The organism is Methylobacterium sp. D53M (genome assembly GCF_053345625.1).
Genome location: NZ_JBKFAL010000022.1, coordinates 1 through 22255 on the forward strand (window position 1 = coordinate 1; position 22255 = coordinate 22255).

The window sequence follows — 22255 nt, forward strand, 5'->3', positions numbered from 1 at the left end:
AGGTGCGGGCACGGCGTGCGCGCACCTCGCCCGAGACCGCTAACGGGGAGTCGCAGGACCGGGACGTCGGAGACGCCGCGACGAGAAAGACGGCACCGGCCGGGGACCATGCCCGGTCGATGCCGCGGGGCGCCGCGGGGATCGGATCCCGCGCGTACTTGGCCGACACCTGGGTTCCCGCGGCGTCCCGCGTCCCTCGTGCTCGCCTCCCGGGCCATGCCCCCGGCGCCACACGCGCGCGGGGACGATCACGCGCACCCGAACGGCGGACGAAGGGCAGGGATGCGTGAAGTTGCGCCGCACCGTTGTTCCCTCGCCCGAGAAATCGGTCTACACGGCCGCTCCCTCGAAACCGCTTACCTGCCCCGTATGCAGGACTGAGCCCGGAGACGCTCGTACCATGCCGATTCTCACCTTCCCCGACGGCAACACGCGGGAGATCGCCGCCGGCACGACCGGCCGGGCCGTGGTCGAGGGCATCGCCAAGTCGCTGGCCAAGCGCACCGTCGCCATGGCGCTCGACGGCACGGTCGCCGACCTCGACGACCCGATCGACCGCGATGCCCGCATCGAGTTCCTGGACCGCGCCGACCCGCGCAGCCTGGAGCTGATCCGGCACGACTGCGCGCACGTGCTCGCCGAGGCCGTGCAGGCGCTCTGGCCGGAGACGCAGGTCACGATCGGCCCGGTGATCGAGAACGGCTTCTACTACGACTTCCATCGCGAGACCCCGTTCACGCCCGAGGACTTCCCGAAGATCGAGGCGAAGATGCGCGAGATCATCGCGCGCGACGCGCCCTTCACGAAGGAAGTCTGGACGCGCGAGGACGTGCGGGCGCTGTTCGCCGGCAAGGGCGAGGGCTTCAAGGTCGAGCTGGTCGACGCGATCCCGCCGGGCGAGGACCTGAAGATCTACCGCCAGGGCGACTGGTTCGACCTCTGCCGCGGCCCGCACATGACCTCGACGGCCAAGGTCGGCACCGCCTTCAAGCTGATGAAGGTCGCGGGGGCCTACTGGCGCGGCGACTCGAACAACCCGATGCTGACCCGCATCTACGGGACGGCCTGGGCGAACCAGGCCGATCTCGACGATTACCTGCACCGGCTGGAGGAGGCCGAGCGCCGCGACCACCGACGGCTCGGCCGCGAGATGGACCTGTTCCACTTCCAAGAGGAGGGGCCGGGCGTCGTCTTCTGGCACGCCAAGGGCTGGACGATCTTCCAGGAGCTGATCGCCTACATGCGCCGGCGCCTGCGCGGCGACTACGCCGAGGTGAACGCCCCGCAGATCCTCGACAAGGCCCTGTGGGAGACCTCCGGCCACTGGGGCTGGTACCGGGAGAACATGTTCGCCGCGCAGTCCGCGGGCGAGGAGGCCGAGGACAAGCGCTGGTTCGCCCTCAAGCCGATGAACTGCCCGGGCCACGTGCAGATCTTCAAGCACGGCTTGAAATCCTACCGCGACCTGCCCCTGCGCATGGCCGAGTTCGGGATCGTCCACCGCTACGAGCCGTCCGGCGCCATGCACGGGCTGATGCGCGTGCGCGGCTTCACGCAGGACGACGCCCACGTCTTCTGCACCGAGGACCAGCTCGCCGACGAGTGCCTGAAGATCAACGACCTGATCCTCTCGACCTACGCGGATTTCGGCTTCGACCAGATCGTCGTGAAGCTCTCGACCCGGCCCGAGAAGCGCGTCGGCTCCGACGCCCTCTGGGACCACGCCGAGGACGTGATGACCCGCGTGCTGGCGCAGATCGAGGAGCAGTCGGCCGGCCGGATCAAGACGGCGGTCAACCCGGGGGAGGGCGCGTTCTACGGGCCCAAATTCGAGTACGTGCTGCGCGACGCTATCGGCCGCGACTGGCAGTGCGGGACCACGCAGGTGGACTTCAACCTGCCCGAGCGGTTCGGCGCCTTCTACATCGACGCCGACGGCGCCCGGAAGCCGCCCGTGATGGTCCACCGGGCGATCTGCGGCTCGATGGAGCGCTTCACCGGCATCCTGATCGAGCACTTCGCCGGGCACTTCCCCCTGTGGCTGGCGCCGGTCCAGGTGGTGGTGGCGACGATCACCGGCGAGGCCGATCCCTACGCCCGGGACGTCATCCGCACCCTGGAGCGCGCCGGCCTGCGGGTCGAAGCGGATCTGCGCAACGAGAAGATCAACTACAAGGTCCGCGAGCACTCGCTCGCCAAGGTGCCGGTGCTGCTGGCGCTCGGTCGCCGCGAGGCGGAGGAGCGCACGGTCTCGATCCGGCGGCTCGGCAGCCAGCAGACCCGCACGCTGCCGCTGAGCGAGGCCGTGGCGGCCTTCGTGGAGGAGGCGACCGCGCCCGACATCCGCCGCGCCGAGGCCGTCGCCGCGACGGTCCCGACCAGCGACACGGTGCTCGACGGCCATCACGGCCCGCACGACGCGCCCTGACGCGCCGCCGATAGACGTCGTCCCGGGACCGTGCGGCGGCACCCGGGACGGCGGCGCGGCTCGACCGCGCGGACCCGTCGACCGACAGAGTTCGCGCGCCGCGATCACCACCTCAACTTGCGGATGGTCAATCTCCGCGAAGATCGCTCAACGCGCACGACTTTCGTCAAGGTTGGCGAAAGGAATCCCATTCTATGAAGACCGGAGACTAATTTCCGAGCCGGCACGTTCCGGCGATCGCCCGCCGACGCTGTCGGGCGTTTCGGGGGACCGGCCATGGCGGCGGAGGCGGGCAGGGCGGCGACGAGGCTGGCGCGGCGCCACCGGCAGGCGGCCTGCGCCCGGCGCCAGGACGGGCTCGGCCGCGGGCGCAAGCTCGGACCCGGCATCGTCCAGGCGCTGGACTCGCTGCCGCACGGCCTGTGCCTGTTCGATTCCGCCGACCGGCTGCTGTTCGTGAGCGACGGGTTCCGGCGCCTGTTCGGCCCGCCCGCGAACCGGATCCGGCCGGGCATGCATGCCCGGGCGGTGGGCGCGGCGAGCGCCGCGGGGGCGGTCCCGGCCGACCGGGATCCCTGCGGCCTCTGGGCGGCGCGGCGGCGGCTCCTCGCCCGGGGCGCGACCGACGCCGTGGTCCAGACGCTCGCGGACGGGCGCCAGGTCGCGATCACGCTGCACCCGCAGGCCGGCGGCGGCTGGACCGCCCTGTGGGAGGACGTGACCGAGCGCCGCCGGGCGGAGTCGCTCCTGCGCTACATGGCCCACCACGACCCGCTGACCGGCCTGCCGAACCGCCACCTGTTCGCGGCCCGGCTCGACCGCACCCTGGCCGACCTCGACGGCGCGCCCTGCGCGCTGCTGTGCCTCGACCTCGACGGCTTCAAGCCGGTGAACGACCGCCACGGGCACGCGGTGGGCGACGCGCTCCTGCGGCAGCTGGCCGAGCGCCTGCGGGCGGCGCTCGGCGCGGCCGATTGCGCCGCGCGGCTCGGAGGCGACGAGTTCACCATCCTGCTCGGCGACGCGGCGCCGGCGCCGGCCCTCGGCTTCGCCCTGCGCCTCCAGGCGCGCCTCGCCGAGCCGTACGATCTCGGGACCGGATCGCCGATCCGCATCGGCGCGGCGATCGGCGTGGCCTGCGCGCCCCTGCACGCCACCCGGGCGCAGGCCCTGGTGGAGCGGGCGGACGCGGCGATGTACGCGGCCAAGCGCCTCGGCCACCCCTACCTGTGGGACGACGCGCTGGATCTCGGGCCGGTCGGTCCGGGCGGCGCGGTTCCGGCCTGAGGCGGCCGGGACGGTCTCAGCGCGCCTTCTCGTGCTCCGCGAGGCCCACGGCCCTGTAATCGTAGGTCGGGAAGAACTCGGTCCGGTACGCGCCCCAGGCTGTGTCCTCCAGGACGCGGTTGACCTCGCGCAGGCGGGAGGCCGGCAGCCGCAGGACGATGATCTGCCCGATCCCCATAACGACGTTCCACGAGACGACCTCGATGCCCGGCGGCGGGAAGGCCTTGTAGAAGCCCTGCTTGGCGAGTTGCGCGTTCAGCTCCGCCAGCGGGCGGGACTGGTCGTGGCGCAGGAAGACCGTCAGCAGCACGGCGTTGTCGGCCGTCGCCGCGGCGGATCCCGTGGGCGGGGGCGGCGCGGTCTGCGCCCCTGCCGGTCCGGCGGCGACGAGCAGCAGGAGCGCCGCCGCGAGCGGGCCGGTCAGACCTGTTGAGCGTCGCATGCGATCTCCCGCTTTCCCGACCCGCGCGCGGCCGGGCCGTCAGCCGCCCTCGACATCGTAGGAGAGCCGCAGGCGCAGGCGGACCGCGCCCTGCTCGTCGCGCACGGCGAGCACGTAATCCTGCCGCTCCATCGGATCGGTCAAGCCCTGCGCGAGCCGCGTCAGGATGCGCACCGCCTGCGCCCGCGCCGCGGCGAGATCCGGAAGATCGAAGCCGTCGCGGTCGCGAACCAAGTTGGCGCCGTCGTGGAGGTCGATGAAATAGCGGGGCACGGATGCGAGCTCGGCGAGCGCCGGAGCTCGCAAGGATCAGTCTCCGCTGTTTCTACGTAGTTTCCGGAGGGCCGCAATCGGAGGTCGCCCGTGTCGCACCCCCAGACGCGGCCGGATGTAAGCCGGCGTCCGCGGACGGCATCAGCCCCCCAGCAGGCTCTCGGCGAAATCGTCCGGAACGGTCCCGAACTGGCCGAGGATCGTGACGCCCTCGAGTTCCCCGGTCTCGTCGTCGGCCACGACCCTGAGGGCCGCCGCGCCGGGCATGCGGGCGGCCAGCGCCTCTGCCTTCTTGAGGGCGCCGAACTCGCTCTGCGCGGGCTCCTGGCGGGCCGGCCGCAGGCGGTTCCGGTGCAGCTCGAACGGCTGCACGAGGTAGGTGGTCTTCAGGGCCATTCCGGCCTCCTCGGCGCGGCGCGCGGTGGCGAACGGACCGCGGCGCGGTCCACTACAGGCTGCGGGTGGTCACCCCGAGGGCGAGGAGGGCGTAGGCGCCGATGAAGAACCATTGCCGGTGCGCCACGACGGTTTTTCCGACCATCGGGATGCGCGTGTAGAGGCTGGCGACGGCGAGGCCGATCAGCACGGCCGACACCAGGAACGTGAGCAGGCGCGGGGCGGAGAGCGTGGGCATACCCCATGCTCCGCCGGTACGCTTACCGAACCGTTACCGGTCGAGCCCGGGCACGAGGGGGCGGTACGCCGTCAACGGGCCCTGCGTTCCGGGAAGCAGGCCGACCTCGGCGAGCCACAGGACCATGATCGCTCCGGCCAGGAGCGTCGCGAGCGAGGCCAGCCGCCCGGTCCACCGCCGCAGCACGAACATGGCGACCACGACGGCCAGCAGGGCGATGAGGAGGGCGAGCATCAGCATGGCCGCGCCATGCCACGACCGGGGCGCCGCGTCACCGCGGATGACGGCGGAACGTCCCACGGGCCGGCCCGGGCCGACTTCAAGTCCGCCAGATGCACGTTCTGGTCGTTCTGCAGAGCGGAAACTCTACCGCAGTCGATAGGCCGACTCGGACGGCGCCCTGAAATACTCCGCCGGAAATCGCCAGAAATGGTCGGCCGATCTCCGCGGCGGGCACCCCGATCATGCACCGGAAGCGGCCCGCCAACGGTTTTGTAACTTGCATTCAGTGCTCAAAAGTAGCAGATCCCGGGCGAGGGGCACACCAGGAATCTTACAGTGTCAGAAGAAACCACAGGGCCCAACTCCAACTTCATCGAGCTGGCGGGCGATATCGTCGCCGCCTACGTGTCGAACAATCCGGTGCCGGCCGCGGAGCTTCCGGCCCTGATCGCGCGCGTGCACGGCGCGATCAGCGGGCTCGTCACCGGGACTCTGACGGCGGAGATCGGGGCGGTCCCGCAGGCCGAGGTCGAGAAGCCGAGCGCGGCCCAGATCCGCAAGTCGGTCCGCCACGACGGGATCGTCAGCTTCATCGACGGCAAGACCTACAAGACGCTGAAGCGCCACCTGACCAGCCACGGCCTGGATCCGCGCAGCTACCGCGACCGCTACGGCCTGCCGGCGGACTATCCGATGGTCGCGCCGAGCTACGCCGAGCAGCGCTCCGCCCTCGCCAAGGCGATCGGCCTGGGCCAGCCCGGCGCCATGGCCGAGCGCGAGCGCAAGGGCCGCAAGGCCGCCTGAGGATGACGACCTCCGGGGGCGCCCCGCTCGGCGGGGCCCCCTCGTAACGAAGCGCCGCGGAGCCCGGCGCCTCGTTCCGCCGCGCGGCCCGGAGCCGCGCCGAGACCGTTGCATCGTCGCCACACACGTCCAGGACATCGCGGGACACGGACAAGCTGCCACACTCTGCACAAAGCTGATGCGCACGCCGGGGCCCGAGGATGCTACCGAAGGGGTCGGCGAGATGAAGCGAGAGCAGACGATGACGAGTTCGGTCGTGCCGTTCCCGGCGCATATCGCGCCCGCAGTCGTGGACGAGGACACCGCGTCGATCATCGCCGTGCTGCAGGATCAGTTGGCCCTGGCCCGCGAGGGTCGCCTGCGCTCGGTGGCGGTCGTCTCCGTCTCGGCCGATGGCGAGGCGGTCGGCACGCAATGGTCGTGCAAGGGCTCCGATATCAGCAACCTGATCGGCAAGCTGACCGTTCTGACCCACGACCTGATGGCCGCCCGGAAGTGACCGGCCGAATCTGACGGGGCGGGCGCGGCCGCCCGGTGCGGCGTTCCGGAGACGGCTCCGGCATCGGCCAGAAGGAATGCCCCGGATGACTCGCGCCCTGCTGTTCGCCGCCCTCCTGGGAACGGCGGTCGTGCCGGGCACCGCCCGGGCTGCCGAGGAGGCAGACGACACCAAGCGCGCGGAGACGATCCGGGGTCTCGTGCGGATCGTCGGCGCGCAGGCCGGCATCGTCCTGCACTGCCGCAAGCTCTACACCATCGACGACACGGTGTCCGAGGGCCTGTCCCGCACGGTCCGCCGAGCCCTCGACGCCGGCCTCGGCCACCAGCGTGCCCGGAACGCCATCGCCGAGGAGGGCCGGCGGGTCGCGGACGAGATCGCCGCGGTCGGACCGGAGCAATGGTGCGCCGACCAGCGCGACCTGCTCAACACGGACGGCGTCCGCGTCTTCATCGACTGACCGCGCCGGATCCCGTCCCGGCGGGGCACTCCCCGCGGCCGGCCGAAGCCCCTCGTGAAGGGCAGCCCTGGCCGCGCGCGACTTCAGTCCTGTGCGGATCAGATGAGAGCGTCATTCCGGCCGCTGTTCCGCAGTGCAGAACAGATGAACACCTTGTTCACCGCGCTCTCGTCTGTCATGTTTCGACGACGGACGAGACTGAACAGATCAAGCCGGTCGCACTCGTCCGTTTACAAGAGCCCTCAAGGGCCGCGAGACCGGCGCATAGGGAAACGCCATGTCTCGATCGATCCTGCTGGCCCTCGCTCTCGTCGTCTGCGGGGCCGCCGTGACGCTGTTCGCCTTCCTGCGCGCGCCCCAGTCGAGGGAGTTCGCCGGGTGGGATGCGGCCTTCATGGGCGGCATCGGGGCCGTCGCGCTGGGCTTTCTCACCACCCTCGTCGAGGTCGTGACCGAGTAGGTCGATCCTGAGGCCGGTCACACGCGCCGAGCGGTCCGACCGAGGCCGTCTCCGTCACTGCGGATCCGTCGCCCCCGTCGCTCGGCGGGCGGCGGTGCTCCGCGCATCCGGCCTCCGGCCGAGCGCGCATGAAGAGCGCCGAATTCACAGGGACGGCAGCTTCCCGACAATTCGAGGCATTTCGCAAACCGCCCTTGAACCCGGGTGACCGATCCTGTCGGGCAGAGGTTCTCGAGGCGGTGATGTTCGAACGACGCAGCGCTCCACGCACGCTTCTCAACGAGACCGGCAGCATCTCGGTCGACGAGCATCGAAGCTTGCCGTGCATCGTCTACGACCGGTCGGCCGGCGGCGTGCGGGTCGCGCTCCCGGATGCCGAGATCGTTCCGGACAGCTTCATCCTCAGCATCGATGCGAGCAGCGAGATCCTCGTCTGCCGCGCCATCTGGCGCAAGGCGGAGGAGATCGGCGCCACAACCGACATCCCCGAGACGGCGCGGTCGGGCCGCGCGAACCTCTGGCGCGAACTCGAGGCGACCTGACAGGCGCCTGCCTCGGGTCGACCGGCGCTCGGCGCGGCCAGAGTGTCGTCGGCAGGCTCGGGGGCGGCGGCGCTCCCGGCGCGCGCCGACGCGCGTCACTCCCAGTCGATGTTGAGCGAGCGCTCGAAGGCGGCCGCGGAGAGTTCCTTGCCCTTCGGATCGGCGACCGTGATCTCGCGGAAGCCGCGCCGGGCCAACTCCCAGGTCTTCTCCATCGCCTGCTCGTCCGTCCCGCAGGCGAACGTCATGACGCGCCCGGACGGATCAATCCCCTTGACGGTGAACACACCACTCTCCCTGCTCGCACCTTCCATATAGAGCCGCGATCCGCGTCGCGCCTCCCGCCATCGTGACGGAGCCCCGGGACCCGCACACGCCCCGTCGCGTTGGCTGCAGGCAGGGAGAGACCGCATGACGCGCGAGACCGCAGACCCGACGAGCCGCGGCCCGGACGCGCGCGAGGCGGACGAGCCTCCGGCGGAGCGCGTCAAGGCGGCGCCGGCCACGATCCCGACCGAGGATCCCGAGGTCGGCCTCGCGCAGAAGGGCAGCGGGGAAGAGGCGATCGTCCGGCGCGAGACGGAGATCTGACCGGTCGCGCCGACGCGCGGGCGATCCCTGGACGTCCGTCCATGTGCGATGCACAAACGGGCCGGCCGCACCCGGATGGCGGCCGACAGGAGACCACGCATGGCACAGTGCATGGCACAGTCGTCGGGCCACGAGGTCCCGACCCGGATCCGAGACGTCGCCGAGACCGGTCTCGCGCAGGCCCGGACGGCCTTCGGAAGCGTCGTCGGAGCGGCGCGGCGCGCGCCCGACACGGTCCGCACGAAAGTGGTGCGAGGGCAGGATGCGGCCCGGGAAGCGGCGGCCGCGGCTCGCGACGCCGCCGGGGCGGCGTCGCACTGAGCGTGAGAGCCGAGCGGCCTCTGGGCGGGTGGCCGGCGGCCCTTCGCGGCGCTGCCGGCCGTGTTCGGACGCGGAGTTGGAGATGATGTACGGGGAGGTTGGCCGCCTGGTGGATGAGAGCCTGCGGCTAGGCCTGAGACAGGCCGAGAACGCCGTCCTGCTCGCGATGGCGGCGCAGTATGCGTGGGCGGATCTGTGGTTCGAGGGGTACCGCGCGGCGGGGACTGCCCTCAGTACCGCGCGCGATCAGCGGGCGCGGACGCGGCGCCTGATCCGTCGCGGCGTGGAACCGTCGGTGGCCGCGCAGGAATTGCACATCGTCTGAGCGTCGGCCGGAGACGGAGCCGCCCGGGGCGCCCCGTCTCCGGCAGCCGGCTCAGCGGCTCGCCTCGACGGCGGCCTGGACGATCGGCCGGCCGAGGGACGAGACCGTCCGATTGACGGTCGCCGGCGCGGCGACGGGCTGGGGCGTGGTGGTCAGATCGTGGATCGCGCGGATCTGCTGGGCGGGCCGGGCCTGATCGCGATAGAGCGGCGGCGTCAGGTGCAGGCGGTCGTCGGCGGCGGCGAGGCCCGTGAAGGCCGCCGAGGTGAGCGCGGCCGACGCGAGGATGAGGATCGTGCGCATGGTGCGTCTCCGGTTCGATCGCGGTGTCGACCGCGGGATGCGATCGACCAGCGCATGAGACCACGGATTTGTGCGTCGCGGCATGCATTTATCGCATTGCACCATATCGCCATGGCGGCACGGTATTGCAGTGTTTCCCGGAAATTCTCAGCCGTGAATTCAGGCGCCGATCCTGAGCGGCATGCATTCGATGCAAATGAACTAAACTTCCACCGGCGCGTTCTCAAATCAAACTTGAGGAGCGGGTGATTTGTTTTTCGCGCGCGCCCCCGGACCGATCGAAACCGCCGGGCGAGCGCGCGCGTTGCTGGCGTCGCGGCCCGTGGCGCGAATCGGAGACCGCGGCGCCAGATCCGCGTCACACAGGCACGCACACAGGCACGGTAGAACGCCCACATCCCGCCGAAGCACCCTGCGAAGCATCACGAGAGCGCCGATGACGCCCTCCGACCTCGACAGACGAGCCGAACTGACCATCTGGCCCAAGGGCAAACCGGCCCGCGCCGCGGAGGGGCGGCCGTTCGCGACCCTGCGCGAGGCCCTCGCCGTCGCGATCGCAGCGATGGAATCCGGCGAGGCCCAACCCTGGATCATCACCGAGGCCGGCGACATCCTCTCGCCGCGCTGGATCCAGGCGAATTCCCGAGCGCGGGCGCCGCACTAGCCGGCGCCCGCACCGGGGGCGGATCGGGTCAGCAGCCGATGCAGATGTCGCGGACCACGTGCTGGTGACGCTGGCCGGTGCGCTGGTTCGGGAGTTGCCCGTCGATCGACGAGAGCCCGCTGCCCAGGCCCCGGAACCGGCGCTCGACCGCCGGAACGGAGGCCGCCCTGACCGGAGCGGGCGGCTCCGCGGCCGCGGCGGGGGCCGGTGCCGCCGTCGGAGCGGGCGCGGGCGCCCCGTTGGCCATGCCGGGATCGGGCAAGGTCAGGGCCATGCCCGGCACCGGCGGGACCTGCGCGAACTCGCCCGCGCGCCCCGGCAGGGGCGCGACGACCAGAAGCGCGACGGCCGGGACCGCGACGACGCGCCGGTTCAGCGGATGCATCACACTCTCCTGCCTCGGGAGCCGGCACGCCACGGACCCCGTGCCTCTGGGCCATCGCCGGATCGGCGCCCGCTCCGATGACGGAACGGGGCCGGCCCCGGTTGTGCGCGGCGGAGCGGGGCGCCGCCACTCATCCATTCGGCGGAGCGTGCGCCGGGCGGCTCAGTAGGCCCGACCGTAGAAGGGCTGCGAGACCGGGCGATAGCGGTCGCTCACCGGCCACGTATAGGGCTGCTCCTTGCCGGTGCGCAGGTCCGAGCGGAATTTCGGCTCGTTGAAGCCGATCCCGTGCAGGCCGGCCGTGCCTTTGGCGCCGTGGGCCTTCGGCCCGGCATCGCGCGCCAGGGCAGCGCTCGAGACGCCGATCACGAGAGCGGCCGCGAGCGAGACGCGGCCCAGCATGACGTTCATCTCTGTCTCCTGTCCCGGCCGAGGTGCCGGCACAGAAGGAACGGCAGCGGTTCGGCGCGGTTCCGGCCCCGGAGGCCGCTCAGAACCCCTGGCCGAGGCAGGCTTCGGCGAAGGGCCCGCCGCAGAGGTCGCCGGTCCGGACCGGCGCGGCCGCCGCGCCGCCGATCCCGGCACCGCCGATCGCCCCGCCGCCGGTCGCCAGGGTGCGGGCCGCCTGGGCGGGATCGTCCGCGGGCAGCCCGGGCGTCCCGGGGATCCCGGCGCCGCCCGTGCCGGCGCCGCCCGTCCCGGAAACCGTCGCGGCCGTGGCCCCGCTCGCGGCCGTTCCGGTCCCGAGCCCGAACAGTCCGAACAGCCCGAACAGACCGCCGGGGGACAGGGTGGCGCCCGTCGCGCCGATGCCCGACGCGGCCACGCCGCTGCCGAGACCGGCCGACGCGACGCCGGACGAGCCGGTCGCGAGCGAGGAGCCGAGGCTTCCGGCAGCGTTGAGGCCCGTGCCGACACCTACTCCAACGCCTGCGCCGACACCTGCGCCGACACCTGCGCCGACACCTGCGCCGAGGCCGGCTCCCGAGAGCCCGATGCCCAGGCCGGGGGACAGGCCCGACCCACCCCCGAGACCGCCCGTTCCGAGGGTCGGTGTCAGGAGGCTCCCCGCGGTCGAGCCCAGGCCCGTGCGGGACGCGCCGCTGAGGCCGCTGCGGGCACCGGTGGCGCCGATCGTCCCGCCGGTCCCGAGGGTCGTGCCGGTGACGCCGGCACCGCCGGTCGCGGTGGATCCCAGGCCGCCGAGCTGGCCCGTCGCGCCCGAACCGGCGGTCGTGGCGCCGAGCGTCGTCCCGGCCGAGAGGCCGCCCGACGCGCCGATGCGGCCGCCGCCACCGCCGCCGCCCCCGCCGAAGCTCAGCTGGCCGGCATTCACGAGGCCGCCGGTCTGCGCCGAGACGGTCGGGAACGGCCCGGTGGTGGAACTGCCGCCGAGGCTCAGCTGGCCCGGATTGGCGACAGGGGTGATCGGCTCCAGCGATGCCGACAGGCTCTGGGCCCCGGCCGGGACGGCGATCGCCGGCAGCAGGGCGGCGGCGAGGATGGATCGCATGGCACGCTCCTCAGCGGGGACGGGGTCTGGCTCGGAAACCGGAGGGCGTCCGGCCGGTTCCGGCGGCGCGGGGACGCGGCGCGGCGCTGGCCCGTGGGAGAAAGGAGGCCGCCGGCCTTCATGCTGCCGGAAAGACGGTGTGCTCTCGGCACCGGATCCGCCTGCCCCCACGTCCCGACCCGCGCCCGAACCTGCGACCGTGCCGTTGCCCGAAACTCTCGCCCAAGGCCTGCGCGGCGCCGGCTGGCTCGCCGGCCTCCCGGCCCTCGCGCTGATCTGGGCGAGCGCGACCCTCTACGCCGCCCCGCGGATCGCCGACGGCCTCGCGGCGGAGGGCGCGGCGATCGCCGCCGGCACGGCCACCGCCACCGGCGAGCCGTGGCTGCGCCTGGAGGCCGTCGGGCGCGACCTCGTGGCCGCCGGCGAGGCGCCGGACGTCGCCGAGCGCGCCACCGTGCTGTCCCGCCTCGCGGCCCTCGACGGCCCGCGCCGCATCGTCTCCGAACTCGGCATCGTGGAGACCGCCGCGCCCTTCCAGTGGGCGGCGATCCGCACGGGTCAGAACCGGATCGCCCTCGAAGGCAGCCGCCCGGTGGAGATCGGCCGGCGGGCCCTGGAGGCGCGGATCGCCGGCGCCCTCGATCCCGGCACCGGCCTCGACGACACCGCCCGGGCCGCCCGGGGCGCGCCGCCGGATTTCGCCGGCGCGGCCGCGTTCCTGGCGGCCCGGCTCTCCGGCCTCGCCAAAGGCGGGCGGGCGGCGCTCAGCGACACCGTGCTCAGCCTGTCGGGCGAGGCCCTCGACGTGCCGGCCTACGAGGCCCTGCGGGCCGCCCTGTCGGACCCGCCGGAGGGGTTCAGCGTCGGGCGGGTCGAGATCCTGCCCCCGAAGGTGGCCGCGTACCGGTTCGCCGTGGAGAAATCGGGCCGGGGCATCGTCCTCGACGGCTTCGCCCCCTCGGCGGCCGACCGCGAGGCCGCCCTGCGCGCCGCCACCGAGGCCGCGGCGGGCGGCACCGTGGAGGACCGGCTCCTGGCCGCCCGGGGGCTCGACCCGGCGATCGACCCGAAGAGCCTCATCGCCTTCGCGTTCAAGCTCGCCGAGCTGATCCAGTCCGGGCAGGTCGTGTTCCAGGACGGGGCGGTCTCGGTGACCGGCGACGCCATCGACGGGCAGGCGCTCCCCGACGCCGAGGCGCTGATGCGCGAGGGCCGGCCCGCCGGCGTGGCGGCCGGGCGGGTGGCGCTCACGGCGCGGCCGCTCTCGCCCTACCGGGTGGCGATCCGCCGGACCGCCGACGCCGTGACCCTCACCGGCCACCTGCCGGACGCCGCGACCCGGGAGCGGGTACTGGCCGCCCTGCGCCCGCGCCTGTTCCGGGAGCCGGTCATCGACCGCACCCGCCTCGCCGACGGCGCCCCGCCGGATCTCGGGGACGCGCTGGCCGCCGCCGCCCCGCTGGTGACGAACCTCGCGGACGGGACCGTCGCGGTCTCGGACCGCGCCGTGACGCTCACCGGCGAGAGCCTCTACCGGGAGGGCGCCGCGCGCACCCCCGACCGGCTCGCCGAGGCGCTGCCCCCGGGCTGGACCGGGCAGGCCAGCGTCACGGCCCGGGACGCGGCGGAGCGGCGCGACCCCGCCACCTGCCGCGCCGACTTCAGCGCCGCCCTGGCGGGGGCGGACCTGCACTTCCCCGCGGGCGGCGCCGTGCTGACGCCCGCCTTCTACCCGACCCTCGACGCGCTGGCCGCCCTGGCGAAGACCTGCCCGTCGCTGCGCGTCGCGGTCTCCGGCCCCGCCGACCCGGCGAAGCCGCCCGCGACCCCGGCCGCCGGACCGGCACCGGGGGAGGGCGCGACCGCCGAGCCGACCCGGGTCGCCGACGCCGCCAAGCCGGCCACCCCCGCGCCGCCGGCCCCGGCGCCCAAGGAAGCCGCGACGCACGCGGCCAAAATCGCGGCCAAGGACGCGATGAAGGACGCGGCCAAGGACGCGACGAAGGATCGGAGCAAGGCGGGCGCGGCCAGGAAGGAGCCGGCCGGGCCCGGCAAGGCGGCGGCGAAGAAGCCCGCCGAGGCCCCCGACGAGCCGCCGGTCGACCTGCCGCGCCTGCGCGCCCAGGCGGTGGTGGAGTACCTCCTCCAGGCCGGAGCCCGGCCGGAGCAGGTCACGGCCGGGCCGGACGGGCCGGGCGGCCCCGTCGTCTTCGCGCTGCTGCCGTGAGGGAGATCCGCTCCGCCGCGCGCCCGCCAGCCGGGCCGCGCCCATCCGCGCGCCCGGCCGCGCGCCACCATCGCGCCCGCAGGGAGGCCGGACGGCCGTGACGCTGCTGCTCGCCGGATTCTGGCCCGGGCTCGCCGGGGCGGCCGCGCTCGGCCTCGTGGTCGGCGCGCTGGTCGGTTGGCCGGACCGCCTCGCCGCCTCGCTGGGGCTCTGCGTGGTCGCGGGGCTCGTGGCCGCGGCGGCGATCGCCGGGTTCGTGCCCGGGCTGCCCGGCCTGTGGCTCGACGGCGCTGCCCTGATGCTGCCGGCCTACTGCGCGGCCTGCCTGCTCGGGGCGCTGGGACGCCGCCTCGCCGGCCGGACCTGACGGCGCGGGAACCTCTCCGCCCCCCGACGGCGTTTTTCCGGCAGAAAGGGCCCGAGGGCCCGCCCCGAACCCGGAGAGGCCGCGATGCCCAGGACCGTCGACAGTCCCCATCCCGCGCGACGCCGCGCCGTTCGCCTGCCGCGCCCCCGCGCCGGCGCCGCCGCCACCGGCCTGTTCCTGGCCGGACTGATCCTCTCGGCCGCGACGGTGCCGCTGGTCGAGCCCGCCGACGCCACGACCGGTGGCGGCACCGCGCAGGCGGCGCTCGCGACGCCGGCCCGCTGAGCGAGGCAACCCGCGCCCGCCCCGGAATGTTGTTCGCCCGGGCCCGTCCGGCCCGGGCCTAGGGGGGAGACGCGCATGGGACTGCTCGAATCGGCGATCGGCGGCGTGCTCGGTCAGGTGTTCGGCGGGCAGAAGCAGGGGTCCGGGGGCATGTCGCCCCTGGTCAAGGCACTCCTGATGCTCCTGCTGGCCAAGGGCGCCAGCGGCAGCTTCGGCGACATCTTCGGCCGCGGGCACCGGGGCGAGCCCGGCCCCGAGGCCGACCGCTCCGGCGGCGCCGGACCCTACGGGCGCGATCCCGGCCAGCACCCCGCCGATGCCGGCGGGCGCCACCCCGACGAGAACGGCGACATCGGCGGCTGGGACCAGTACGGTGGCCGCCGCGACGGCGGCCCGGGCGGGCCGGCGGACCCGTCCCTGCCGCCCGGCGACTTCTCGGACCTCTCCGGCATGCTCGACGGCCCCGGCGACGCCCCGCCGCCGAGCCGCCCCGCCCCGGACGGGCAGGGGGATCTCGGCGGCCTCGACGGGCTGGTCGACCGGTTCCGCCAGGGCGGCCTCGGCGACGTGATGGAGTCCTGGATCGGCCACGGCACCAACCGCCCGGTGGCCCCGGACCAGCTCGCCCGGGCGCTCGGCCCCGACACGGTGGACACCCTCCAGCAGCAGACCGGGCTGGACCGCGAGACGCTGCTGTCGCAGCTCGCCCATGCCCTGCCGGAGGTGGTGCACGCGCTCACGCCGCAGGGGCGAGTGCCGGGGGAGGATGAGCGACGCGGGTGGTAGACACGATTAAATTCAACCTATAGCGTCATCAAAGCCAAGGTTCCACCACCTAAGGTCGTCAGATGGCGCTAGACCCGGTAACTGCTTCGCTCCTAAAAGAATTCTCGATCGCTCAAAACCTTGAGAATCAAACTGATGAAGAAAAATTCGAACATTTTGTCAATAATCTAGCAGTATCTGATGTCTTTCCCGGCGAGTTTACAGTTTCAGACTTAGCTACGGGTCAAACAGAATTTGGAATCGACGGCATTGCTATCATCGTCAATGACACAATGATAGAGGAAGACGACCAATTTGACGACATAGTCCAAGCAACAAAGACTTTGGAATGCGATTTTGTTTTTATACAGAGCAAGACTTCGAACCATTTCGATTCGGGAGAGATGTTGAAAACTCTATCCGCGATTATAGATTTCTTCAGTAAAGATATAAAATTTGTCCAGGGAATTGAGGTAAAGTCAAAATTCGACATTAAAAACAAAATTTATGATCAAGCGCATTTGTTCACCCGCAGGTTGCCCCAACTAACTATTTTCTTTGCTTCCCTTGGCAAGTGGTCCAATGATACGAATCTTAACGCACTAATTGAGCAAAAGATCGAACAGCTCAAGAATTTAAACATATTCTCTAAAGTATCATTCCGATCGCTAGACACAAAGTCTATTCAAGATTTGTATTTTAAATCAAAGAACTCCGTAAGTGCAACAATAGAATTTCCAGCGAGCGTCGCGCTCCCAAATATACCGAACGTAAAGGAAGCCTATATTGGAGTGATTGGCTCCAACGAGTTCATGAAGCTTATCCTCGATGAAAACGAAAATATTAGGAAATTTATTTTCTCCGACAACGTACGCGATGTATTAGCCGATAGCGACGTCAATAAAAAAATTGGCGAAACATTGGTATCCGACACAAAAAGCGAATTCCCGCTACGTAATAATGGAATAACTATCGTTGCTCGGAGCTTGACGCGCGCAGGAAACAAATTTGTGCTGCAGGATTATCAGATAGTAAACGGATGCCAGACCAGTCACGTTATATTCGATAAAAGATCTTCGATGGATGCATCTATTGTGGTGCCAATCAAAATAATCTCCACGGAGAACGAGGATGTAACAAGCGAAATCATAAAAGGATCAAATAGGCAAAACGAGGTTGCGAAAACCCAGTTCTGGGCGTTAGAACCTTATCAAAAGCAGATTGAATTGTTTTTTGATAAGAATTTTGTTGGCGAACTCCAATTGCTTTACGAGAGAAGGCGTGGGCAGTACGTTGGCATTCCTGGCGTGGAAAAAGTTAGAATCACAACGCCAGAAGGTCTGCTCAAAGCATTTTCAGCCATGATGCTTGATGAACCCCATCAAGTTACAAAGTATTATTCAGGGTTACTACCGTTCGTCGGCAACAGAATTTTTAACAATTCGCATAATTTATTTCCATATCACGCCGCTGCATACGCGATATTCAAGCTTGAACAGCTTTTTCGAAACCGGAATCTCGACTCAAGATATCAGAGATTCAGAGTTTATAGATATCAAACCATAATGGGCTTTAAATACCTCGTCAACAAAGCCGAGAACTTAGATCTCAACAAGAAATCGGCAGAGAAATACAGCAAAAAATTAACAGATGTTCTTTCTGATCAGGCAAAAATTGCCAATCACTTCGATAAAATAATGGGAGAAATTGAGAAAATCGAAAAAATGGAAGGCATCAACGAGCTGAATCGTAGAATTTTTGCCAAGTCGGCAGTGTTGCGGAACAAGCTACGCGAACGAATCTTAGCTGCGGCTTAGAGTTTGGCACTACGATCGACGTTTGCTGAGCACGAGCTAAGCCATGGAGCTATTGTGCTCGGCAAATCACATTCTGATTGATCAGCAAGTTAAGACACTCGCCGCATCACCAAGCTGGCATTCGTCCCCCCGAATCCAAACGAGTTCGACAGCACCACGTCGACCTGCTTCCGCTTCGCCTCGAATGGCACCAGATCGATCTTGGTCTGGACGGAGGGGTTGTCGAGGTTGAGCGTCGGCGGGATGACGTTGTCGCGCAGGACGAGGATGGAAAAAATCGCCTCGACCGAGCCGGCGGCGCCCAGCAGGTGGCCGACCGAGCTCTTGGTGGACGACATGGTCGCGTTCGCGGCGGCGTCGCCCAGGAGGCGCTCCACGGCCTTCAGCTCCAGCTCGTCGCCCATGGGCGTCGAGGTGCCGTGGGCGTTGATGTAGCCGATCTCGGACGGCGCGATCCCGGCGCGCTTCACCGCGGCGGTCATGCAGCGGAAGGCGCCGTCGCCGTCCGGGGATGGGGAGGTGATGTGGTAGGCGTCGCCCGAGAGGCCGTAGCCCACCACCTCGGCGTAGATCTTCGCGCCGCGGGCCTTGGCGTGCTCGTATTCCTCCAGCACCACGATGCCGGCGCCCTCGCCCATGAGGAAGCCGTCGCGGTCGCGGTCGTAGGGGCGCGAGGCCTTCTCGGGCGTGTCGTTGAAGCCCGTGGTCAGGGCCCGGCAGGCGGAGAAGCCCGCGATCGACAGGCGGTTCACCGGCGACTCGGCGCCGCCCGCCACCATCACGTCGGCGTCGCCGAGCGCGATCAGGCGGCTCGCGTCGCCGATGGCGTGGGCGCCCGTGGAGCAGGCCGTCACCACGGCGTTGTTCGGCCCCTTGAGGCCGTACGCGATCGAGACCTGGCCTGAGGCGAGGTTGATGATCCGGCCCGGGATGAAGAACGGCGAGATCCGGCGCGGGCCCTTCTCGTGCAGGGTCACGGAGGCGTCGTAGATGCCGCCGATGCCGCCGATGCCGGAGCCGATCAGCACGCCGGTGGCGCACTGGTCCTCGTGGCTCTTAGGAAGCCAGCCGGCATCCTTCAGGGCCTCGTCGGCCGCCGCCATCGCGTAGACGATGAACGGGTCGACCTTGCGCTGCTCCTTCACCTCCATCACGAGGTCGGGGTTGAAGGTGCCGTCGGTGCCGTCGCCGAACGGGACCTGCGCGGCGATCCGGCAGGGCAGGTCGGCGGATTCGAAGCCGCGGATCGGGCCGGCGCCGCTGTCGCCCGCGATCAGCCGGCTCCAGGTGTGCTCCACCCCGCTGCCCAGCGGCGTGACCATCCCCAGACCCGTGACCACCACCCGCCGCATGTGCCCTGTCCCGTCTTGAGGCGCCGTCCCGCCGGCACCGCCGCGGTCGCGCATCGTCCTAACTCGCTCGGAGGCAGAATCGGTCCCCGCGGGCCCCGTCACGACTCCGAGCCTTGAAACGCATAACGGCGCGGGGGCTGTTTCGCCTCACCCGCGCCGCGTCAAACCCGGTCCCCGGCGCCTTTAGGCGGCGGAGTTCTTCTCCAGGAACTTCACGGCGTCGCCGACCGTCTGGATCGTCTCGGCAGCGTCGTCCGGGATCTCGACGTTGAATTCCTCCTCGAAGGCCATGACCAGCTCGACGGTGTCGAGGCTGTCGGCACCGAGGTCGTCGATGAAGTTGGCGCTCTCGACCACCTTCTCGGGCTCCACGCCCAGGTGCTCGACGACGATCTTCTTCACGCGCTCAGCGATATCGCTCATCGGTCTTCCGTCCTCGTCCTTCTGGTCTGTCAGTCTTCTCGGGGTGGTGCCGTGGCCGCGTCGCGCCCCTGCGGGCTTGTTGTGACGGGCCGGTGTCCGATCGCGCGTGCTTCTGAGGTGAACCGGCGCGTGAGCCGGGACGCCCCCGCCGGAGGGCCTTGGACTGAAAACCCGCTGAACCGTCAACCCCCTGTACGGCTGCGGGGCGTGGTAGCACAGGGTTCCAGCCCTGGCGAGGGCCCGTTCAGAAAGCCTTCATGGGTGTGGCACTTGCGTGTCGGCGGGGGTGATTCGCGCGCCGTTCCCGCCGGCCGGGAACCGGTATACGCGCCCTAGTACATGGCCATCCCGCCATTCACGTGCAGCGTGTGGCCGGTGACGTAGCCCGCCTCCGCGGAGGCGAGGTAGAGGCAGGCCGCCGCGACCTCCGACCCCTCGCCGAGCCGCCCGGCGGGCACGCGGGCGAGGATGCCCTCGCGCTGCTTCTCGTTGAGGGCGTCGGTCATGGGCGAGCTGATGAAGCCCGGCGCGATGCAGTTGACGGTGATTCCCCGCGAGGCGACCTCGGCGGCGAGCGCCTTGGTCATGCCGACGAGCCCCGCCTTGGCGGCGGCGTAGTTGCCCTGGCCGGGATTGCCGGTGCTGCCGACCACCGAGCCGATGTTGACGATCCGCCCGGAGCGGCGGCGCATCATGCCCTTCACGGCGGCCCGCGACAGGCGGAAGGCGGCGGTGAGGTTGACGGCGATCACCTGCTCCCACTCCTCGTCCTTCATCCGCATGAAGAGGTTGTCGCGGGTGATGCCGGCATTGTTCACGAGGATGTCGAGCGGGCCGATCGCGGCCTCGGCGGCCGGGACGAGGCCCTCGACCGAGTCCTTGTCGAACAGGTCGGCCGCGACGGGGCTGGCGCGCTCGCCGAGCTCGGCGGCGAGCGCCTCCAGGGCCGCGGGCCGCGTGCCCGAGAGCGCCACGGCGGCGCCCTGCGCGTGCAGGGCCCGGGCGATCGCCTGGCCGAGACCGCCGGTCGCGCCGGTGACGAGGGCCTTGCGGCCGGTGAGATCGAACATGCGGGACTCCGTCGGATCAGAGCGCGCGGGTCAGAGCGCGAAGGCGGCGACGTCGGCGGGGGTGCCGATTGCGGCGGCGCTCGCCTGGGGGGCGACGCGCTTGACGAGGCCGGTCAGGACCTTCCCGGCGCCGAGCTCGTAGAACCGGTCGACGCCGGAGGCGGCCATGGCGGCGACGCTCTCGCGCCAGCGCACGGTGCCGGTGACCTGCTCGACCAGGGCCGCGCGGATCGCCTCCGGATCGGTGACCGGGGCGGCCGCGACGTTGGCGTAGAGGGTGACGCGCGGGGCCGCCAGCGCGACCTCGGCGAGCGCCCGGGCCATGGCCTCGGCGGCCGGGGCCATCAGGCGGCAGTGGAACGGCGCCGAGACGTTGAGCATCACGGCGCGCTTGATCCCGCGGCCGGTGGCGATGCCGACGGCGCGCTCCACGGCCGCGCGGTCGCCGGAGAGCACCACCTGGCCGCCGCCGTTGTCGTTGGCGACGTCGCAGACCGCGCCGTCGCCGGCCTCGTCGGCCGCCGCCTCGGCGACGGACCGGGCGGCCTCGAGATCGGTGCCGATCAGCGCCGCCATGGCGCCGGCGCCCGGCGCGACGGCCGCCTGCATGGCCTCGCCGCGCAGGCGCAGCAGCCTGGCGGCGTCCGCGACGGTGAGGCTGCCGGCGGCCGCGAGCGCGGCGTACTCGCCGAGCGAGTGGCCGGCCACGCAGGCGACGTCGCGCCCGAGGTCGAGGCCGCGCTCGGCCTCCAGCACACGCAGCACCGCGAGGCTCGCCGCCATCAGGGCCGGCTGGGCGTTGGTCGTGAGGGTCAGCGCCTCGACCGGCCCCTCGAACATCAGCCGCGACAGGTTCTCGCCCAGGGCGGCGTCGACCTCGTCGAGCACGGCCCGGGCCTGCGGGAAGGCCTCGGCGAGGTCCCGCGCCATGCCGACCGCCTGGCTGCCCTGGCCCGGAAAGATGAGTGCGCGCATGTTGCGTCCTGGTCGCCGACGCCGCGCGGCGCGCGAACGCCGCCCGTGTCGGCCGAAACTCTGGAATGGCGCGCGCACTGGCACCCGCGGCGCTGGGTGTCAACAATGCGCCGCACCATGATGCCGCAGCGACGCGGTCCTCCGGCCCCTCGGCGTCCGGCCCCTCGGCGTCCGGCCCGACAGGACCGGCACGCGCGCCGGACGCGCGCCGGGTTCGCGCCGGACGCGCGCCCCGCGCAACCCGCTGTGCTTGTTGCACAACGGCATCCGGTGTAGAGTGACGCCATACCCGACATCACCCGTCGCTCAAGCCCAAGGAGCCGCCCCGCATGGCGCGCGTCACCGTCGAAGACTGCATCGAGAAGGTCGAGAACCGCTTCGAGCTGGTGCTGCTGGCGAGCCACCGGGCCCGCCTCCTGGCCGCCGGCGCCCCGCTGACCATCGACCGCGACCGCGACAAGAACCCGGTCGTGGCCCTGCGCGAGATCGGCGACGAGACCATCACGGCCGACGACCTCAAGGAGCAGCTGATCCACTCGATGCAGAAGTACGTCGAGGTGGACGAGCCCGAGGCCGAGACCGTGCCGCTGCTGTCGAGCTCGCCGGCCGCCGCCGCGGTGGCGCCGCAATCCTCCAGCGACGACGCGGCGGTCCAGTTCGACCGCATGAGCGAGGAGGACCTGCTGCGCGGCCTCGAGAACCTCGCCCCGCCGGTCGAGACCGACGACGAGGGCGAGTGAGCCTGGACACGTGGGCCTGGATGGGCGCGACCTGACAGAGACCGGACCCGGCGGAGACGCCGGGTTCTCTCGTTCCGTGGC

The 22255-nt window shown here is 70.6% G+C and carries 31 protein-coding genes; 17 read left to right on the plus strand and 14 right to left on the minus strand.

All coding sequences use genetic code 11. From position 1 onward, the window contains the following. Nucleotides 1-400: 400 nt before the first annotated feature. On the plus strand, nt 401-2428 hold the full coding sequence (gene thrS / locus ACLBYG_RS24205) for a threonine--tRNA ligase (protein ID WP_447683166.1): 2028 nt from the start codon (nt 401-403) through the stop codon (nt 2426-2428). Nucleotides 2429-2704: 276 nt separating this feature from the next. Continuing rightward, entirely contained in the window at nt 2705-3715 is a 1011-nt protein-coding gene (locus tag ACLBYG_RS24210; RefSeq protein WP_447683167.1) for a diguanylate cyclase domain-containing protein, read from the plus strand. A 16-nt stretch (nt 3716-3731) separates the two neighbouring features. Here the strand turns inward: ACLBYG_RS24210 and ACLBYG_RS24215 are convergent, their stop codons facing one another. From ACLBYG_RS24215 to ACLBYG_RS24235, 5 genes are all read right to left on the minus strand, one after another. Beyond that, nucleotides 3732-4157, minus strand: coding sequence for a hypothetical protein (locus ACLBYG_RS24215; protein WP_100251998.1), 426 nt, complete (start codon nt 4155-4157; stop codon nt 3732-3734). A 39-nt stretch (nt 4158-4196) separates the two neighbouring features. After that, on the minus strand, nt 4197-4430 hold the full coding sequence (locus ACLBYG_RS24220) for a DUF6894 family protein (RefSeq protein WP_026605249.1): 234 nt from the start codon (nt 4428-4430) through the stop codon (nt 4197-4199). 141 nt (nt 4431-4571) lie between these two features. Next, nucleotides 4572-4826 (minus strand): hypothetical protein, encoded by a 255-nt coding sequence (locus ACLBYG_RS24225; protein WP_020095183.1) that lies wholly within the window; start codon nt 4824-4826, stop codon nt 4572-4574. Nucleotides 4827-4878: 52 nt separating this feature from the next. After that, the gene (locus ACLBYG_RS24230) at nt 4879-5064 is read right to left on the minus strand and encodes a hypothetical protein (RefSeq protein WP_012318898.1); all 186 of its coding nucleotides are present in this window, start codon (nt 5062-5064) and stop codon (nt 4879-4881) included. 33 nt (nt 5065-5097) lie between these two features. After that, nucleotides 5098-5304 carry a hypothetical protein gene (locus ACLBYG_RS24235; RefSeq protein WP_026605250.1) on the minus strand — a complete coding sequence of 69 codons (207 nt, stop codon included), beginning with the start codon at nt 5302-5304 and terminating at the stop codon, nt 5098-5100. A 318-nt stretch (nt 5305-5622) separates the two neighbouring features. Here ACLBYG_RS24235 and ACLBYG_RS24240 point away from each other — a divergent pair, with 318 nt between their 5' ends. The 5 genes from ACLBYG_RS24240 to ACLBYG_RS24260 all read left to right on the plus strand — a co-directional run bounded on the left by ACLBYG_RS24240 (nt 5623) and on the right by ACLBYG_RS24260 (nt 8051). Continuing rightward, complete coding sequence (locus ACLBYG_RS24240; protein WP_020095185.1) at nt 5623-6090, plus strand: MucR family transcriptional regulator; 468 nt, start codon at nt 5623-5625, stop codon at nt 6088-6090. A gap of 223 nt (nt 6091-6313) precedes the next feature. Further along, nucleotides 6314-6589, plus strand: a complete 276-nt coding sequence (locus ACLBYG_RS24245; protein ID WP_026605251.1) for a hypothetical protein — start codon at nt 6314-6316, stop codon at nt 6587-6589. A gap of 85 nt (nt 6590-6674) precedes the next feature. After that, on the plus strand, nt 6675-7049 hold the full coding sequence (locus ACLBYG_RS24250; protein ID WP_020095187.1) for a hypothetical protein: 375 nt from the start codon (nt 6675-6677) through the stop codon (nt 7047-7049). A 277-nt stretch (nt 7050-7326) separates the two neighbouring features. Then, nucleotides 7327-7509: a hypothetical protein gene (locus tag ACLBYG_RS24255; protein ID WP_020095188.1), complete on the plus strand. Its 183-nt coding sequence runs from the start codon at nt 7327-7329 to the stop codon at nt 7507-7509. A gap of 128 nt (nt 7510-7637) precedes the next feature. Then, nucleotides 7638-8051 carry a PilZ domain-containing protein gene (locus ACLBYG_RS24260; RefSeq protein ID WP_244540003.1) on the plus strand — a complete coding sequence of 138 codons (414 nt, stop codon included), beginning with the start codon at nt 7638-7640 and terminating at the stop codon, nt 8049-8051. 95 nt (nt 8052-8146) lie between these two features. On the opposite strand, the gene ACLBYG_RS24265 is transcribed toward ACLBYG_RS24260, so the two are convergent. Next, nucleotides 8147-8365: a hypothetical protein gene (locus ACLBYG_RS24265; RefSeq protein ID WP_447683168.1), complete on the minus strand. Its 219-nt coding sequence runs from the start codon at nt 8363-8365 to the stop codon at nt 8147-8149. 97 nt (nt 8366-8462) lie between these two features. Between ACLBYG_RS24265 and ACLBYG_RS24270 the strand changes: the two genes are divergently transcribed. From ACLBYG_RS24270 to ACLBYG_RS24280, 3 genes are all read left to right on the plus strand, one after another. After that, nucleotides 8463-8642, plus strand: a complete 180-nt coding sequence (locus tag ACLBYG_RS24270) for a hypothetical protein (RefSeq protein ID WP_020095191.1) — start codon at nt 8463-8465, stop codon at nt 8640-8642. Between the two features lie 99 nt (nt 8643-8741). Continuing rightward, nucleotides 8742-8963, plus strand: coding sequence for a hypothetical protein (locus tag ACLBYG_RS24275; RefSeq protein ID WP_447683169.1), 222 nt, complete (start codon nt 8742-8744; stop codon nt 8961-8963). A gap of 82 nt (nt 8964-9045) precedes the next feature. Continuing rightward, nucleotides 9046-9288, plus strand: a complete 243-nt coding sequence (locus ACLBYG_RS24280) for a hypothetical protein (protein ID WP_447683216.1) — start codon at nt 9046-9048, stop codon at nt 9286-9288. A gap of 51 nt (nt 9289-9339) precedes the next feature. Here the strand turns inward: ACLBYG_RS24280 and ACLBYG_RS24285 are convergent, their stop codons facing one another. Beyond that, nucleotides 9340-9591 carry a hypothetical protein gene (locus tag ACLBYG_RS24285; RefSeq protein ID WP_056523875.1) on the minus strand — a complete coding sequence of 84 codons (252 nt, stop codon included), beginning with the start codon at nt 9589-9591 and terminating at the stop codon, nt 9340-9342. Nucleotides 9592-10027: 436 nt separating this feature from the next. Here ACLBYG_RS24285 and ACLBYG_RS24290 point away from each other — a divergent pair, with 436 nt between their 5' ends. Next, the gene (locus ACLBYG_RS24290; protein ID WP_331297873.1) at nt 10028-10255 is read left to right on the plus strand and encodes a hypothetical protein; all 228 of its coding nucleotides are present in this window, start codon (nt 10028-10030) and stop codon (nt 10253-10255) included. Nucleotides 10256-10283: 28 nt separating this feature from the next. Here ACLBYG_RS24290 and ACLBYG_RS24295 read toward each other — a convergent pair whose 3' ends face one another. The 3 genes from ACLBYG_RS24295 to ACLBYG_RS24305 form a co-directional block, all read right to left on the minus strand. Then, nucleotides 10284-10640 carry a hypothetical protein gene (locus tag ACLBYG_RS24295; protein ID WP_026605252.1) on the minus strand — a complete coding sequence of 119 codons (357 nt, stop codon included), beginning with the start codon at nt 10638-10640 and terminating at the stop codon, nt 10284-10286. Nucleotides 10641-10802: 162 nt separating this feature from the next. Then, the gene (locus tag ACLBYG_RS24300; RefSeq protein ID WP_447683170.1) at nt 10803-11051 is read right to left on the minus strand and encodes a hypothetical protein; all 249 of its coding nucleotides are present in this window, start codon (nt 11049-11051) and stop codon (nt 10803-10805) included. A 79-nt stretch (nt 11052-11130) separates the two neighbouring features. Beyond that, nucleotides 11131-12153: a hypothetical protein gene (locus tag ACLBYG_RS24305; protein WP_447683171.1), complete on the minus strand. Its 1023-nt coding sequence runs from the start codon at nt 12151-12153 to the stop codon at nt 11131-11133. A 199-nt stretch (nt 12154-12352) separates the two neighbouring features. Here ACLBYG_RS24305 and ACLBYG_RS24310 point away from each other — a divergent pair, with 199 nt between their 5' ends. The 5 genes from ACLBYG_RS24310 (at nt 12353) to ACLBYG_RS24330 (ending at nt 17614) form a co-directional block, all read left to right on the plus strand. After that, nucleotides 12353-14380 carry a BON domain-containing protein gene (locus ACLBYG_RS24310; protein ID WP_447683172.1) on the plus strand — a complete coding sequence of 676 codons (2028 nt, stop codon included), beginning with the start codon at nt 12353-12355 and terminating at the stop codon, nt 14378-14380. A gap of 97 nt (nt 14381-14477) precedes the next feature. Beyond that, entirely contained in the window at nt 14478-14747 is a 270-nt protein-coding gene (locus tag ACLBYG_RS24315) for a hypothetical protein (protein ID WP_091682552.1), read from the plus strand. An 84-nt stretch (nt 14748-14831) separates the two neighbouring features. Then, nucleotides 14832-15032 carry a hypothetical protein gene (locus ACLBYG_RS24320; protein ID WP_447683173.1) on the plus strand — a complete coding sequence of 67 codons (201 nt, stop codon included), beginning with the start codon at nt 14832-14834 and terminating at the stop codon, nt 15030-15032. 75 nt (nt 15033-15107) lie between these two features. Next, entirely contained in the window at nt 15108-15818 is a 711-nt protein-coding gene (locus ACLBYG_RS24325) for a YidB family protein (RefSeq protein WP_447683174.1), read from the plus strand. A 62-nt stretch (nt 15819-15880) separates the two neighbouring features. Next, nucleotides 15881-17614 (plus strand): AIPR family protein, encoded by a 1734-nt coding sequence (locus ACLBYG_RS24330; RefSeq protein WP_447683175.1) that lies wholly within the window; start codon nt 15881-15883, stop codon nt 17612-17614. Between the two features lie 89 nt (nt 17615-17703). Here ACLBYG_RS24330 and fabF read toward each other — a convergent pair whose 3' ends face one another. The 4 genes from fabF to fabD all read right to left on the minus strand — a co-directional run bounded on the left by fabF (nt 17704) and on the right by fabD (nt 21434). Beyond that, complete coding sequence (gene fabF / locus ACLBYG_RS24335) at nt 17704-18966, minus strand: beta-ketoacyl-ACP synthase II (RefSeq protein ID WP_447683176.1); 1263 nt, start codon at nt 18964-18966, stop codon at nt 17704-17706. Between the two features lie 183 nt (nt 18967-19149). Continuing rightward, entirely contained in the window at nt 19150-19389 is a 240-nt protein-coding gene (locus ACLBYG_RS24340; RefSeq protein WP_007559070.1) for an acyl carrier protein, read from the minus strand. 332 nt (nt 19390-19721) lie between these two features. Beyond that, nucleotides 19722-20459 carry a 3-oxoacyl-[acyl-carrier-protein] reductase gene (gene fabG / locus ACLBYG_RS24345; RefSeq protein WP_447683177.1) on the minus strand — a complete coding sequence of 246 codons (738 nt, stop codon included), beginning with the start codon at nt 20457-20459 and terminating at the stop codon, nt 19722-19724. A gap of 30 nt (nt 20460-20489) precedes the next feature. Continuing rightward, the gene (fabD, locus tag ACLBYG_RS24350; protein ID WP_091682547.1) at nt 20490-21434 is read right to left on the minus strand and encodes an ACP S-malonyltransferase; all 945 of its coding nucleotides are present in this window, start codon (nt 21432-21434) and stop codon (nt 20490-20492) included. Between the two features lie 329 nt (nt 21435-21763). Here fabD and rpoZ point away from each other — a divergent pair, with 329 nt between their 5' ends. Next, on the plus strand, nt 21764-22174 hold the full coding sequence (rpoZ, locus tag ACLBYG_RS24355) for a DNA-directed RNA polymerase subunit omega (RefSeq protein ID WP_010685409.1): 411 nt from the start codon (nt 21764-21766) through the stop codon (nt 22172-22174). Nucleotides 22175-22255: the final 81 nt, after the last annotated feature.